This window comes from Chlorogloeopsis sp. ULAP01 (assembly GCF_030381805.1).
Lineage (GTDB): Bacteria > Cyanobacteriota > Cyanobacteriia > Cyanobacteriales > Nostocaceae > Chlorogloeopsis.
Map to the genome: position 1 here is coordinate 69785 of NZ_JAUDRH010000004.1, position 14470 is coordinate 84254.

The window sequence follows — 14470 nt, forward strand, 5'->3', positions numbered from 1 at the left end:
AGTCTCACAACAATATACTGTGGCACAATGACGGGGTGTATCTGGGGAAGTTGCTAGAATTTACGAATTATGACGAAGTTTGTATTTGTTACCGGCGGTGTAGTTTCAAGTATCGGCAAGGGCATTGTAGCAGCAAGTTTGGGGCGCTTGCTCAAATCACGAGATTATTCGGTGTCGATTCTCAAACTTGATCCTTATATTAATGTCGATCCAGGAACCATGAGTCCTTTTCAGCATGGTGAAGTATTTGTTACTCAAGATGGTGCTGAAACAGACTTGGATTTGGGACATTACGAACGCTTTACCGATACATCCATGTCCCGTCTTAATAGTGTTACCACTGGCTCAATTTATCAAGCGGTAATCAACAAAGAGCGTCGTGGTGACTATAATGGCGGCACGGTACAGGTAATTCCCCACATCACCAATGAAATTAAAGACAGGATTTCTAGAGTAGCAAGAGATACGAATCCTGATGTAGTAATTACAGAAATTGGCGGTACAGTAGGCGATATAGAATCACTGCCGTTTTTGGAAGCAATTCGCCAGTTCCGCAAGGATGTAGGACGACAAAACGTCCTGTATTTGCACGTTACTTTGATACCGTGGATTGCTTCGGCAGGTGAAATGAAAACCAAGCCGACACAGCATTCAGTCAAAGAACTGCGATCGATTGGCATTCAACCAGATATTTTAGTTTGTCGGTGCGATCGCCCCTTGCCAGGAGGTTTAAAACAGAAGTTATCCGAGTTTTGCGATGTGCCACCAGAAGGGGTAATTCCCGCCATCGATGCCAAGAGTATCTATGAAGTACCGCTCATTTTAGAACGGGAAGGACTGGCACAGGAAGCACTAGAGTTTTTGAGCATGGAGCAACGCGAACCGGATCTGAGTCAGTGGCAAACTTTAGTAGAAAGGTTATACAGTCCCAAACATCGGGTAGAAATTGCCATTGTCGGTAAATACGTACAATTAAGCGATGCCTATCTTTCTGTAGTGGAAGCGCTACGTCATGCTGCTATTGCTATGGGTAGCGAGCTGCACTTGCGTTGGGTAAACTCAGAAAAATTGGAAGTTGAGGGAGTCGAAAATCACTTAGATGGCGTTGATGGTGTGATCGTACCCGGAGGCTTTGGTGTACGCGGCGTAGATGGAAAAATCGAAGCGATCAAATACGCCCGTATTCGTCAAATTCCCTTCCTGGGTTTGTGTTTGGGAATGCAATGCTCTGTAATTGAATGGGCAAGAAATGTGGCAGGATTTGCAGATGCCCATAGCGCCGAATTTGAACCCCATACAGAAAATCCTGTTATTAACCTGTTGCCTGAGCAGCAAGATGTAGTAGATTTAGGTGGTACAATGCGTCTGGGTTTATATCCTTGCCGTATTCTTCCTAATAGCTTGGCATTTCGTCTTTATCAAGAAGAAGTGATTTACGAACGGCATCGCCATCGTTACGAATTCAACAACGCCTATCGCAACCTGTTTTTAGACTCTGGCTATTTGATCAGTGGTTCTTCTCCTGATGGACGCTTAGTAGAAATTGTAGAATTGCCACAGCACCCCTTCTTTATTGCCTGCCAATTTCATCCCGAATTTCAATCTCGCCCTAGCGCACCCCATCCTTTGTTTAAAGGATTTATCGAAGCTGCGATCGCTCGTTTTGAATCTTCCTCAGGCACACAAATACCTCTTGAAGTTTTTTAATTTTCTAGAGAAATCACGCAAAACGTTCGGGTAGTTCAAGAATTATACTCTGCTAAGTGGAAGATTAGGGACTAGGGACTAGGGATTAGGGACTAGGAAAGTATTTTCTCAATACCTAGTACCCAGTACCCAGTACCTAGTACCTAGACATAAGGGGATTTTGTGGCGTACTGGATGAAAATCAACTACGAAAGGAGAGAATATGTAGTTAATTTTGAGCGTGTGAGCGCGTTTTGTTATGAGCAAAACGGCAGGATAACTTTTTGGTTACCTGATAGTGCTATCCCGATTATTATTAATCCTCAAACAAATCAACAAGATTACCAAAAGATTCTGGAGTATGTAGAACAATTTACACAGTCAGAATTAGCTAGTAACCACTGGGTAAAAATACATTACGAGAGAAATGAGTATCTAATTAATCTCAACTGCATCAGTTCTTTTTGTTATGAACCAGCCAACGGTAGGATAACTTTTTGGTTGCCAGACGGTATTATTCCGATCATCATCAACCCAGCAAGTAATCCGGCTTCTTATGAGAAAGTTTTGAGCTACATCAGAAATACGACAGGATATTCTTTAGTTGAGTAGACAAGCAAAAATTGGAAGCGGGTAATAGTAACTGGGTACTAGATACCAGGGACTTGTAATTATGCCAGTTCAATCACCAAAAGTTGACTATCAAGTTGTACACGCGATCGCCGGAAGAATTCGCATCAAGATTCCTCGTCTCAAAATAGATCCCGACTATAGCGATCGGTTACAGCAAATAGTAAAGTCTCTCGACGTGGTTACAGATGTGCGTGTTAATGCTGCTAATGCTTCAATCGTAGTTCAGTATAATTCCGCAGAAATTGAGAATAAAGTAATGCAGACAGAACTGGCAACCTGCATTCAACAAGCTGATGTGGAACCTGGAACAGCAACCACAGAGCAAAATGATGTAGTTATCGAAGATGTTTCTCCTGCTACCGAACAGCCTCAGGAAGATGTGGCTGAAGCAACGAACAAAAGCGCGGGAATTCAGCTAACCGAAGAATATCTCTCTCAAATCGACGATCAATTTCCCATTAATGTTGATTTGGAAAATAAACTATTTGAGATTGGTATTCCTGCCATACAAATATTACAACCTCTTAATGCTGAACTTGATAAGTTTGCAGCCGAACATCAGAAAAACACAGATTTACAGCGTATCAAACTAAATTTAGAAGCCTTTCTCAGGGAGGGTGGTTTTTTAATCAATGGCAAAGCTCATGGAAAGTTCAGAGAAACTTTTATTGTTAATCCGATCACTCGTAAAAAGCATCATACTCCCTGGATGTCGATTGCTGCTGTAGGGATAGCAGAACTCGATGCAACCGTAATTGATGAAACAATCAATGTTAACCTCACCAAATTGAAAGTTTCTGGTGATTCGGGCAAGTGGTACAAAGAATTAGTGAAATATGCTTTTGAATATCTTTTTAAAACTAAACTTGTAGCCAAAATTAACGACACTTTATCTAAAATTGATGGTGCAAAAGTACAGCAACTTTTCTTTCAGTTAAAAGGAAATGAAAAAGTACGAGCAAAAACTCAAAAGTTGGGTTTGACTCCAGAGAAACTAGATGAATTGTTGGAACTTGTCGAGGTAAACGCTAGAATCTCTCCCGATTATTTGTGGCTATATGTTCAGCTTTGAAAGCAACGTTGTGTTGGAGACAATCTCTTTATACAGTTAATTGTGTCTACTTACTAAATACCAACTAAACCCAAATTCTAAAAAGGCAATCTAAACCAACGAATCATCGCATCGGATAGGCGATCGCTCCAATTAGGAGTGGGGCAAGGTTGGCTTTGACATTCTTTTACGACTTGACGACCAACAGGTGTGAGGCGGAAACTATCTGTAATTCCCTGTCCGTCAACTTCGCGTCGTAATACACCCACTTGGATTAACCATACCAAATTGTTTTCTGCTGCTAATTCTGATAAAGGACGTTTGGTGTAACCATTGCGGACACCCGAATTACCTATAATTTCCTTTAAAGCCACCCTCTCGGAAACCATAGCTGCAAATAAATTAAGATTGAAGGGAGAACACAGCAGCGATCGCTTGGCTCGTTCTATAGTGTTACGTGGGTATATGAGAGTTTCCTGGCTTTGGGAATCAACAGCTGGCATTTTTATTTCCTGAGAATATTTTGGTTGATTAATTAAAAGACAAAGATATCTGTTTTAACTTGTAGCTGACAGCTACATACTGATGCTGAGTAATAACTTTTTTGAGCTATTCATTTAATTATTGTAAATTATTGTAAAATTTCAAATGCATCAAATTTTTCACACAGGAAAGGTAAATTATGCCTCTAGCAGTTGGAACAGATGCGCCTGCATTTACCGCCAAAGACACTAACGGCAACACCGTTTCATTGTCTGATTTCAAAGGCAAAACAGTGGTTTTGTATTTTTATCCCAAAGATGACACTCCAGGCTGTACTAAACAGGCTTGTAGCTTCCGTGATGCCACTGAAGAATATAAAAGTAAAGATATTGTGGTGTTAGGAGTAAGTGCAGATGATGAAGCCTCTCATCAGGCATTTACTCAAAAATATAATCTCAATTTCCCCCTGCTAGCTGATACCGATAAGACTTTAATCAAAGCTTACGATGTCGATGGCGGTGGCTATGCCAAGCGCGTTACCTACGTAATTGATGGTAACGGCAAAATTACCCACGTTGACTCCAATGTCAACACTCCCACCCACGCCAGCGATGTTCTAGCAGCAGTCGGATTGTAAAAAGCTTTGAGCGGTTGTTAGTTAATTTTCTACAGGCGCGAGCAATCGTGTTTTAAGATTTACAATGTAGGGGCAACTCTTGTGGTTGCCCCATACCCCATGTCTATGATTGCAATCGATTCATTGACTCTGTTGGGGTGTAGTCGTTGGCAGCGTAATTACTGGCGAGCTTGTACTTGGTTGTGTCTGCTGTTGCCCTTGCTGCTGTTGTAAGCGTAGTTTTTGCCTTTCTTTAAAATCTCTGGCAACATCGTTAATGTCTGAGTTCTGTTCAGTAGAATCCCAACTACGCCCTCTAAGATTAGCGCAATGAATTAAGTTGAATACATTAAAAGAACTGTCTTGACTATTACCAGAACAGAAATCGTTATTCTGTGAATCGTAAGTTGTTTGGTCGTACTGATTATTAAGTTGAGCTAAACTAGGTTGCGGCATAAGCAAAGAGGCAAAGCTTAAACTTGCAAAAGTAGCGACAGTAAGCCGATTTAATGGTAAACAAAAGATTTTCATGCAGATTTCCCTCTCGTGTTCCTCCAAGTATAACGATGCTTCTATTTTATGAGAGAGTTTGTCGTAGTCGGGGTTGGATAATTAGCAAAGCAAAAACAGCAAACCCCAGTAAGACGAGAATTGTACTGCCAAAAGTAACATCACCCCAAAAAGCGTGCATGACTACACTATTTAATCCCCAATCTTTGTGGAGATAGAGATAGCGAATTGGTTCAATGGCATAGCTGAGGGGATTGAGGGTAGCGATAATTTGCAACCACTTGGGCATAAAAGATAAAGGAGCCAAAGCGGTGCTGGCGAATAATAGTGGCAAGTTAGAGACAAAAATGACTGCTATTAATTCTATGTGTCCCGGTAAGGCAAAAGCCAATCCCAGGCTCAACGCAGTCACACCCAAAGCCAGGAGGAAGACTATCAAAGCGATCGCACCTAACCCAGTTGCATCTGGTACACCTGCACCCAAGAATGCAGCTGCTGCCACAATTACTGCTGCTTGCAGCAAACTCTGACTAATAATAAAAATTGCCGAAGCCAGAACAATCGAATACCGTGATGCGAGGGGAGCCACTAATAAGCGATTCAAAAAACCAAACTCGCGATCAAACATCACAGGTAAACCAGCATTCAGCGCTCCACCAAAGGCTGTAAAAACAATGATACCTGCGCTTAAAAATTGGGCATAGTTTGGAGTATCACCAAATATACCTTTCGGTGCGTTTTGAAATAAAGCGCCAAATAGCACCAACCACATTACAGGCTGAATAATTCCTGCTATCAAAGTGGAAGGGCGTCTCTGCAATTGAATAAATAAGCGACGAGTCAACGCCAAAGTTTCTTGAACTAACTCACCAAAAAAATTGTGAGTAGTTTCCACGTAAGCTTTTGGTGCAGCAACTTGTTGCCAATTAAGATCCGGTTTTGGAGGTATGACAGTACCACTCATGTCAATTTTTGGTAATTGTTAGTAGTTAGTTGTTAGTAGGTAGTAGGTAGTACTTAGTAGGGGAGGCAGCGCGCCCTTGCGGAGCCAGTGCGCCCTTGCGGGTTAAGCGCGTTGTAGCACCTGACGTCGGGTTAAGCGCGTTGTAGCACCTGGCGTCGGGTTAAGCGCGTTGTAGCGACTGCCGTGCAGGTTTTGTTGATTAACTTTCGGTTACTACTGATAACTTATCTTCTAAACCCGCCCGTACAGTAGTTGGTTATTTCCCTATCTCATATTCTGTTTTTTTTCCGCCTTCGGATCGCGATTTCCTAGTGCAGCTAGTTCCGCATCCATTAGTGTGCGTCCTGTTGCTGCCAGGTAAACGTCATCTAGGCTAGGGCGAGATTGGGAAATACCAAATATAGGCAATCCAGCATGATTTAGGGCTTGCTGAATGCTTATTAAAGTGTCATTTTGTGGTGTTACCACCAAGTTAAGGGAATTGCCTTGAGCGCTATTGATAATTACTTCTTGGACAAATGGTAACGGTGCTAGTAACTCTTTGGCTTTTTCGGCTTCCTCTGGTGGTGTAAACTCTTGGATGCGTAAGGTAATGCGATCGCCTCCCACTTTATCTTTCAGTTGGGAAGGTGTGCCAGTCGCAATTACAACTCCACGATCAATGATTGCCACGCGATCGGCTAAAGCGTCAATCTCTTCTAAGTAATGGCTGGTAATCACAACCGTTGTTCCTGCTTCTCGCAGCTTTCGTAGAAATTCCCAGACGATAAAACGACTTTCAATGTCAAGCCCAACGGTTGGCTCATCTAAAACTAGTACATCCGGTGCGTGCAGTAATCCAGCAGCCAAGTCAAGGCGCTTGCGCAAACCACCTGAATAAGTACCAGTTTTTTTGTTGGCGTATTCCTGCAAACCAAGCAAACTCAGTACTGTGTCAACACGTTGTTTTGCCACTGCTGCTGGTAAGTGATAAAGTGCCGCTTGTAGTGCCAGCAGTTCGCGTCCAGTTAGAACCTTATCTGGAGCCACTTCTTGTGCTACATAACCAAGCCGTTGTCTTGCTGCTTTAGGATTATCTAACACCGAAATGCCAGATACTTCTATTTTGCCAGCATCTGGTGTGGTAAGGGTACACAAAGCACGTAAAGTAGTAGTTTTACCTGCTCCATTTGGCCCTAGTAAACCAAAAATTTCTCCTGGTTCAACCTGAAAGGAAACATCCTTAACAGCTTCAACTGAACCATAACGCTTTTTTAGATTTTCAATTAAAACGGCGGGAGCCATGACAGCTTATCCCTAACAACTATACAAATCTCAACAATGTCTACCTCTATTGTAGTTGAGTAGTGTGAGGTAAGGCGATGGCTTAGATACTGCTTTTGAGTCTTATTGACTGATTTGGGGTGAGGATATATTTGTTAAGTAATTTACTAAATCCCTTTGGCTATTAAATTCCAATAGCGCCTTAGCTAATTCCTCTAGTTGCCAAAACCTGCACGCAAGCGGATATATTTTGTCGTTCGTAGCACCAGTTGTGTAATCTAAGTAATCTAACACTTGAGTAAAGAAGCGATCGCTTTGTTATGATTACTTTCTAAATTTTGGGTTTGCCTATCTTAATAAATTTTAATCCTACTTGTAGATAGATTTATTTATATAGCTACATCGGAATTTTTGTAAATTCGTTATAGTCTATACATCACAGCACAGCCAACTAGACAACAAGCAAAGTTTCTTCTGGCGTAACTAAATGGGTTGGTAAACCTCGTTGTCGAAAAGCGCAATTGAAACTAGTAGTCGGCTCTAGCACTAAGTGTATAAATTTTTGCATTCAACCGTATGCCCACTGAACAGTTAACCAAAGAAAGCGATAATTTAGATTTAAAACAACTACTGAGAACCCTATCAGCTGTAAAAAAAGGCGACTTTTCAGCGCGAATGCCCATAGATCAAACTGGCATGGCAGGAAAAATTGCCGATGCACTCAACGATATTATTGAGCAAAATGAGCGACTAGCAGCAGAGCTACAGCGAATTGGTAACGTTGTTGGTAAAGAAGGCAAAATCTCCGAACGTGCTTCTTTGGGAAATGTACGCGGTTCTTGGTCTGCTTGTGTTACTTCTGTCAATACACTGATTACAGATTTAGTGCAGCCGACAGCGGAAACAGCACGAGTAATCCGGGCAGTGGCAAATGGCGATTTATCTCAAAGGATTGCACCAGAAATTGAAGGCAGGCCCCTCAAAGGAGAATTTTACCAAACTGCCCAAATGGTAAATACGATGGTGGATCAGCTCAATGGGTTTGCCAGTGAAGTAACGCGGGTTGCTCGTGAGGTGGGAACTGAAGGAAAACTTGGTGTGCAAGCCCAAGTGCCAGGAGTGGCTGGTACTTGGAAGGATTTAACTGATAGCGTCAACTTGATGGCAGGTAACTTGACTGCTCAAGTCCGTAATATTGCTGAAGTAACAACAGCAGTGGCAAATGGCGACCTTTCTAAGAAAATTACCGTTGATGTTAAAGGTGAGATTTTAGAGTTGAAAGATACCATTAACACAATGGTAGATCAACTCAATTCCTTTGCGTCTGAAGTCACGCGAGTTGCCCGTGAAGTAGGTATAGAAGGAAAACTCGGCGTGCAAGCAGAAGTTAGAGGTGTCGCTGGCACTTGGCGAGACTTGACAGAGTCGGTGAATATGATGGCAGGTAACTTGACTGCTCAAGTCCGTAATATTGCTGAAGTAACGACAGCTGTGGCAAATGGTGACCTCTCAAAGAAGATTACTGTTAATGTCAAGGGTGAAATTTTAGAGTTGAAAAACACCGTGAACATCATGGTGGATCAGCTCAATTCCTTTGCGTCTGAGGTAACGCGGGTTGCACGGGAAGTAGGTGCAGAAGGAAAACTCGGTGGTCAAGCAGAAGTCAAGGGTGTAGCTGGTACATGGAAAGACTTGACTGACAGCGTGAACTTTATGGCGGGTTCTCTGACTGCACAAGTGCGCAATATTGCTGAAGTAACGACAGCCGTGGCCAATGGTGACCTTTCCAAGAAAATCACTGTCGATGTCAAAGGCGAAATTTTGGAGTTGAAGAACACCATTAATACAATGGTGGATCAGCTCAATTCCTTTGCTTCTGAGGTAACGCGGGTAGCTCGTGAGGTGGGAACCGAAGGTAAGCTTGGCGTGCAAGCCCAAGTGCCAGGTGTTGCTGGCACGTGGAAGGACTTGACCGACAGTGTGAACATGATGGCAGGAAATTTGACAGGACAAGTCCGTAATATTGCGGAAGTTGCTACAGCAATTGCCAACGGTGATCTCTCCAAGAAAATTACTGTCGATGTTAAAGGCGAAATTTTTGAACTCAAAAACACCATTAATATCATGGTGGATCAGCTTGGTTCCTTCGCTTCTGAGGTAACGCGGGTTGCACGGGAGGTAGGTTCTGAAGGTAAACTTGGCGTACAAGCAGATGTCAGAGGTGTAGCAGGTACTTGGAAAGACTTGACCGATAGTGTGAACTTCATGGCGGGCTCTTTGACAGCACAGGTACGCAACATTGCCGAAGTGACGACAGCAGTAGCAAATGGCGATTTATCCAAGAAAATCACCGTTGATGTTAAAGGTGAAATTTTAGAACTCAAAAACACCATTAACACAATGGTGGATCAGCTTAACTCCTTTGCTGGTGAAGTGACGCGAGTTGCCCGCGAAGTAGGCGCAGAAGGTAAGCTGGGCGTGCAAGCGGAAGTGAAGGGTGTTGCTGGTACGTGGAAGGACTTGACTGACAGTGTAAACTTCATGGCGGGTTCTTTAACAGCACAGGTACGCAACATAGCTGAAGTGACGACAGCAGTGGCAAATGGTGACCTTTCCAAGAAAATCACCGTTGATGTCAAGGGTGAGATTTTAGAACTCAAAAACACCATTAACACAATGGTGGATCAGCTTAGTTCTTTCGCTTCTGAAGTAACGCGGGTAGCCCGTGAAGTGGGAACCGAAGGAAAACTTGGTGTGCAAGCTGAGGTTAAAGGTGTTGCAGGTACTTGGAAAGACTTGACCGGTGCAGTAAATATGATGGCGGGTAACCTCACCGATCAAGTGCGCAGTATTGCAGAAGTTGCTACAGCAATCGCTAACGGTGATCTTTCCAAGAAAATTACGGTACAAGTAAAAGGTGAAATTCTGGAGTTGAAAAGCACCATTAATATTATGGTGGATCAGCTCAATTCCTTTGCTTCTGAGGTAACGCGGGTTGCACGGGAGGTAGGTTCTGAAGGTAAACTTGGCGTACAAGCAGATGTCAGAGGTGTTGCCGGCACTTGGAAAGATTTAACCGACAGCGTTAACTTTATGGCTGGTTCTTTGACAGCACAGGTGCGTAACATTGCCGCAGTGACAACAGCAGTGGCAAATGGTGACCTTTCCAAGAAAATCACCGTTGATGTCAAGGGTGAGATTTTAGAACTTAAAAACACTATCAACACGATGGTGGATCAGCTTAACTCCTTTGCTTCTGAGGTAACGCGGGTTGCACGGGAGGTAGGAACTGAAGGTAAACTCGGTGTCCAAGCAGAAGTCAAGGGTGTTGCTGGCACTTGGAAGGACTTGACAGACAGCGTGAATATGATGGCTGGAAATTTGACATCGCAAGTCCGTAATATTGCTGAAGTTGCGACGGCAGTGGCGAATGGTGATCTTTCTAAGAAAATCACTGTTGATGTCAAAGGTGAGATTTTGGAGTTAAAAAACACCATAAACACGATGGTGGATCAGCTTAACTCCTTTGCTTCTGAGGTAACGCGGGTTGCACGGGAGGTAGGAACCGAAGGTAAACTTGGCGTGCAAGCTTATGTGCGGGGTGTTGCTGGCACGTGGAAAGATTTAACCGATAACGTTAACTCGATGGCAGGCAACCTGACGGCACAGGTGCGCAACATTGCTGAAGTGACGAAGGCGGTGGCAAATGGTGACCTTTCTAAGAAAATCACTGTTGATGTCAAAGGTGAAATTTTCGAGTTGAAAAATACTATCAATGTAATGGTAGATCAACTTAGTTCCTTTGCATCAGAAGTAACGCGGGTTGCACGGGAGGTAGGAACTGAAGGAAAACTTGGCGGACAAGCCCAGGTTCAAGGTGTAGCTGGAACATGGAAAGATTTGACCGACAATGTGAACTCGATGGCGAGTAACTTGACGGCACAGGTGCGAGGCATTGCCAAGGTGGTGACAGCAGTTGCTAACGGTGATTTGAAGCGGAAACTGATGCTGGATGCCAAGGGCGAAATCGAGGCTTTGGCAGAAACAATCAATGAAATGATTGATACACTGGCGACTTTTGCTAATCAAGTCACCACAGTGGCGCGGGAAGTAGGGATTGAAGGTAAGTTAGGCGGGCAAGCCAAAGTACCGGGGGCTGCTGGTACCTGGAAAGATTTAACCGATAACGTCAACGAACTAGCTGCCACACTAACTACTCAGTTGCGGACGATCGCCGAAGTGGCAACTGCCGTTACTAAGGGTGACTTGACACGTTCAATTTCCGTTGAAGCTCAAGGTGAAGTAGCCATCCTCAAAGACAACATCAACCAGATGATTGCCAACCTGCGAGAAACAACGCAGAAAAATACCGAACAAGACTGGTTGAAAACGAACCTGGCTAAGTTCACTCGGATGCTACAAGGGCAGCGCGATTTAGAAACTGTATCTAAACTAATTCTCTCGGAGTTGGCACCACTGGTGGGTGCATCTCATGGCGTTTTCTACATTGTAGAAGCTGCGGAAACTCCAGCATTTTTAAAACTACTCAGCAGCTATGCCTATCGCGAACGCAAACATCTTGCCAACCGCTTTTACTTGGGTGAAGGCTTGGTGGGACAATGTGCTTTAGAAAAAGAACGGATTTTGCTGACGGAAGTACCGCACAACTATATCAAAATTAGTTCTGGCTTGGGCGAAGCGACTCCCCTCAATGTTGTGGTGCTACCCGTACTATTTGAAGGACAAGTAACGGCAGTAATTGAACTTGCTTCCTTCCAACGCTTTAGCGAAATTCACCTGACATTCTTTGATCAACTGACAGAAAGTATAGCGATCGTATTAAACACCATCGCTGCCAGTATGCGTACAGAAGAACTACTCAAGCAGTCGCAGTCTCTGGCAGAGGAGTTACAAATTCAGCAAAACGAACTTCGGGAAACCAACAAGCGTTTAGAACAACAAGCTCAAACGCTCAAGTCATCCGAGGATTTACTGAAGAACCAGCAAGAAGAATTACAAAAAACTAATGCCGAGCTAGAAGAAAAGGCAGAGTTATTAGCACAGCAAAATAAAGAGGTTGAGCGCAAAAATCAAGAAATTGAGCAGGCAAGACTGTCTTTGGAAGAAAAAGCCGAACAGCTGGCGCTTTCGTCCAAGTATAAGTCCGAGTTTCTAGCGAATATGTCGCACGAATTGCGGACACCGCTCAACAGCCTATTAATTTTAGCTAAATTGCTAGCGGACAACGTTGATGCTAACCTCACCGATAAGCAAGTAGAATATAGCCGCACAATTTACTCTGCCGGAAACGATTTATTGTCATTAATCAACGATATTTTGGATTTGGCAAAAATCGAATCTGGAACCATGTCAATTGACATGGAACAGATGCGGTTGTCCGACTTGCAAGAGCATATAGAACGTAATTTTAGGCAGTTTGCTCAAGACAAAGGACTTAACTTTACTATTGAACTGGCTCCAGAGTTACCTAAAACAATTTATACCGATGCTAAACGTCTGCAACAAGTTCTCAAAAATCTTTTGGCAAACGCATTTAAATTCACAGAACGTGGTGAGGTAAACTTACGCATCTTTGAGGCAAAGCAAGGTTGGAGTTCCGATCGCCAAACTTTGACTAATGCCCCTTGGGTGATAGCCTTGGCAGTCAAGGATACAGGTATTGGCATTGCTCCAGAAAAGCAAAAAATTATTTTCGAGGCGTTTCAGCAGGCAGATGGTACCACCAGTCGCAAATATGGCGGTACAGGTTTGGGCTTATCGATTAGTCGGGAAATTACTTACCTACTTGGTGGTGAAATTAAACTTACTAGTTCGTTGGGAGAAGGTAGCACATTTACGCTATATTTGCCCCAACCAGGAGGAGACAAGGGAGAAAAGCAGACAAGCAGACAAGCTGACAAGCAGACAAGCAGACAAGCAGAAGAGTTCTCCCTTACTCTCCCACTCTCCCCCACTCCCCTAATAGACGACAGAGATAACATAGCCCAAGGCGATCGCGTACTTTTAATTGTCGAAGACGATGTCAAATTCGCCCGCATCTTGTTGGAGATGGCACGGCAACACGAGTTTAAGGGTATTGTCGCCCAGACTGGCAATGCAGGTTTAGCTTTAGCAGGGGAATATCAGCCTGCTGCCATTATCCTCGACATTCGCTTACCGGGAATGGACGGTTGGACGGTACTTGATCGCCTCAAGCACGATCCTAATACTCGCCACATCCCAGTACATATCATGACAGTTGAAGAAGGACGTCAGCGCAGTTTGCAACAAGGAGCGATCGCCTATTTACAAAAGCCGATTAATAGCGAAGTGCTGCACCAAGCATTAACCAAAATCAAAGGTTTTGTTGAACGGCGAGTTAAAAATTTGCTGATCGTAGAGGATGATGAGAATCAACGTCAAAGCATTATAGAACTAATTGGTAACAGCGATGTTGCGACCACTGCCGTGAGTACTGGCAGTGAAGCACTAGCAGCCATTGCCTCCCAGCATTATGATTGCCTAGTTCTGGATTTGGGGCTGCCAGACATGGATGGATTTGAGTTGATTGAACAAATCAAATCTTCTCCCCATGGCGAAGCACTTCCGATTGTAATTTACACTGGCAGGGAAATAACTAAAGCTCAAGAAACGCAACTGCGGCGTTTAGCAGAGACAATCATCGTCAAGGATGTGCGTTCTCCCGAACGGCTTTTTGATGAAACGGCTTTGTTTTTGCACCGTGTGCAAGCCCAACTGCCTGCACCCAAACGCTTAATGCTCGAACAATTACAAAACTCTGACTCTCTACTTGCAGGCAAAAAAGTACTGATTGTCGATGATGATGTGCGTAACATCTTTGCCCTGACTAGCGTGCTTGAGCGTTATCAAATGCAGATTTTGTATGCAGAAAACGGTAATGATGGCATTGAAGTTCTACAACACAATCCAGATATCAATGTTGTGCTGATGGATATCATGATGCCAGAAATGGACGGTTACGAAACTACCCGCCGCATCCGCCAACTACCCGAATTTAAATCACTACCTATTATTGCTCTGACTGCTAAAGCTATGCAGGGCGATCGCGAAAAATGTATTTCTGCTGGTGCATCCGATTACATCACAAAACCTGTTGATACCGAACAGTTGCTTTCACTTCTGCGTGTTTGGCTATATCGATAAGTTTAAATCTTCAGGCAGAGATATTAGTGATAATTTCTTATTTTTAGATGGATGCCGTATTTAATGCTTTAATTCTATA

Annotated in this window: 9 protein-coding genes; 5 read left to right on the plus strand and 4 right to left on the minus strand. The window is 43.5% G+C overall.

All coding sequences use genetic code 11. The features are described 5' to 3' along the window. Nucleotides 1–69: 69 nt before the first annotated feature. The 3 genes from pyrG to QUB80_RS08940 all read left to right on the plus strand — a co-directional run bounded on the left by pyrG (nt 70) and on the right by QUB80_RS08940 (nt 3391). Entirely contained in the window at nt 70–1707 is a 1638-nt protein-coding gene (gene pyrG / locus QUB80_RS08930) for a CTP synthase (RefSeq protein ID WP_289789155.1), read from the plus strand. A gap of 162 nt (nt 1708–1869) precedes the next feature. Then, nucleotides 1870–2298: a hypothetical protein gene (locus tag QUB80_RS08935; protein ID WP_289789156.1), complete on the plus strand. Its 429-nt coding sequence runs from the start codon at nt 1870–1872 to the stop codon at nt 2296–2298. Between the two features lie 61 nt (nt 2299–2359). Then, on the plus strand, nt 2360–3391 hold the full coding sequence (locus QUB80_RS08940; RefSeq protein WP_289789157.1) for an HMA2 domain-containing protein: 1032 nt from the start codon (nt 2360–2362) through the stop codon (nt 3389–3391). A 77-nt stretch (nt 3392–3468) separates the two neighbouring features. On the opposite strand, the gene QUB80_RS08945 is transcribed toward QUB80_RS08940, so the two are convergent. After that, nucleotides 3469–3873 (minus strand): Npun_F0494 family protein, encoded by a 405-nt coding sequence (locus QUB80_RS08945; protein ID WP_289789158.1) that lies wholly within the window; start codon nt 3871–3873, stop codon nt 3469–3471. Between the two features lie 179 nt (nt 3874–4052). Here QUB80_RS08945 and QUB80_RS08950 point away from each other — a divergent pair, with 179 nt between their 5' ends. Then, nucleotides 4053–4490: a peroxiredoxin gene (locus tag QUB80_RS08950; RefSeq protein ID WP_289789159.1), complete on the plus strand. Its 438-nt coding sequence runs from the start codon at nt 4053–4055 to the stop codon at nt 4488–4490. A 120-nt stretch (nt 4491–4610) separates the two neighbouring features. Here the strand turns inward: QUB80_RS08950 and QUB80_RS08955 are convergent, their stop codons facing one another. From QUB80_RS08955 to QUB80_RS08965, 3 genes are all read right to left on the minus strand, one after another. Then, the gene (locus tag QUB80_RS08955; protein WP_289789160.1) at nt 4611–5000 is read right to left on the minus strand and encodes a hypothetical protein; all 390 of its coding nucleotides are present in this window, start codon (nt 4998–5000) and stop codon (nt 4611–4613) included. 46 nt (nt 5001–5046) lie between these two features. Further along, on the minus strand, nt 5047–5943 hold the full coding sequence (locus tag QUB80_RS08960) for an ABC transporter permease (protein ID WP_289789161.1): 897 nt from the start codon (nt 5941–5943) through the stop codon (nt 5047–5049). 264 nt (nt 5944–6207) lie between these two features. Next, nucleotides 6208–7227 carry an ABC transporter ATP-binding protein gene (locus QUB80_RS08965; RefSeq protein ID WP_289789162.1) on the minus strand — a complete coding sequence of 340 codons (1020 nt, stop codon included), beginning with the start codon at nt 7225–7227 and terminating at the stop codon, nt 6208–6210. A 555-nt stretch (nt 7228–7782) separates the two neighbouring features. Between QUB80_RS08965 and QUB80_RS08970 the strand changes: the two genes are divergently transcribed. Further along, on the plus strand, nt 7783–14391 hold the full coding sequence (locus QUB80_RS08970; RefSeq protein ID WP_289789163.1) for a HAMP domain-containing protein: 6609 nt from the start codon (nt 7783–7785) through the stop codon (nt 14389–14391). Nucleotides 14392–14470: the final 79 nt, after the last annotated feature.

Excerpts from the sequence above, each read along its gene's own strand:
- pyrG (WP_289789155.1), top strand. The coding sequence starts at position 70 with ATGACGAAGTTTGTATTTGTTACCGGCGGTGTAGTTTCAAGTATCGGC.
- QUB80_RS08940 (WP_289789157.1), top strand. The coding sequence starts at position 2,360 with ATGCCAGTTCAATCACCAAAAGTTGACTATCAAGTTGTACACGCGATC.
- QUB80_RS08945 (WP_289789158.1), bottom strand. The coding sequence starts at position 3,873 with ATGCCAGCTGTTGATTCCCAAAGCCAGGAAACTCTCATATACCCACGT.
- QUB80_RS08950 (WP_289789159.1), top strand. The coding sequence starts at position 4,053 with ATGCCTCTAGCAGTTGGAACAGATGCGCCTGCATTTACCGCCAAAGAC.
- QUB80_RS08955 (WP_289789160.1), bottom strand. The coding sequence starts at position 5,000 with ATGAAAATCTTTTGTTTACCATTAAATCGGCTTACTGTCGCTACTTTT.
- QUB80_RS08960 (WP_289789161.1), bottom strand. The coding sequence starts at position 5,943 with ATGAGTGGTACTGTCATACCTCCAAAACCGGATCTTAATTGGCAACAA.
- QUB80_RS08965 (WP_289789162.1), bottom strand. The coding sequence starts at position 7,227 with ATGGCTCCCGCCGTTTTAATTGAAAATCTAAAAAAGCGTTATGGTTCA.
- QUB80_RS08970 (WP_289789163.1), top strand. The coding sequence starts at position 7,783 with ATGCCCACTGAACAGTTAACCAAAGAAAGCGATAATTTAGATTTAAAA.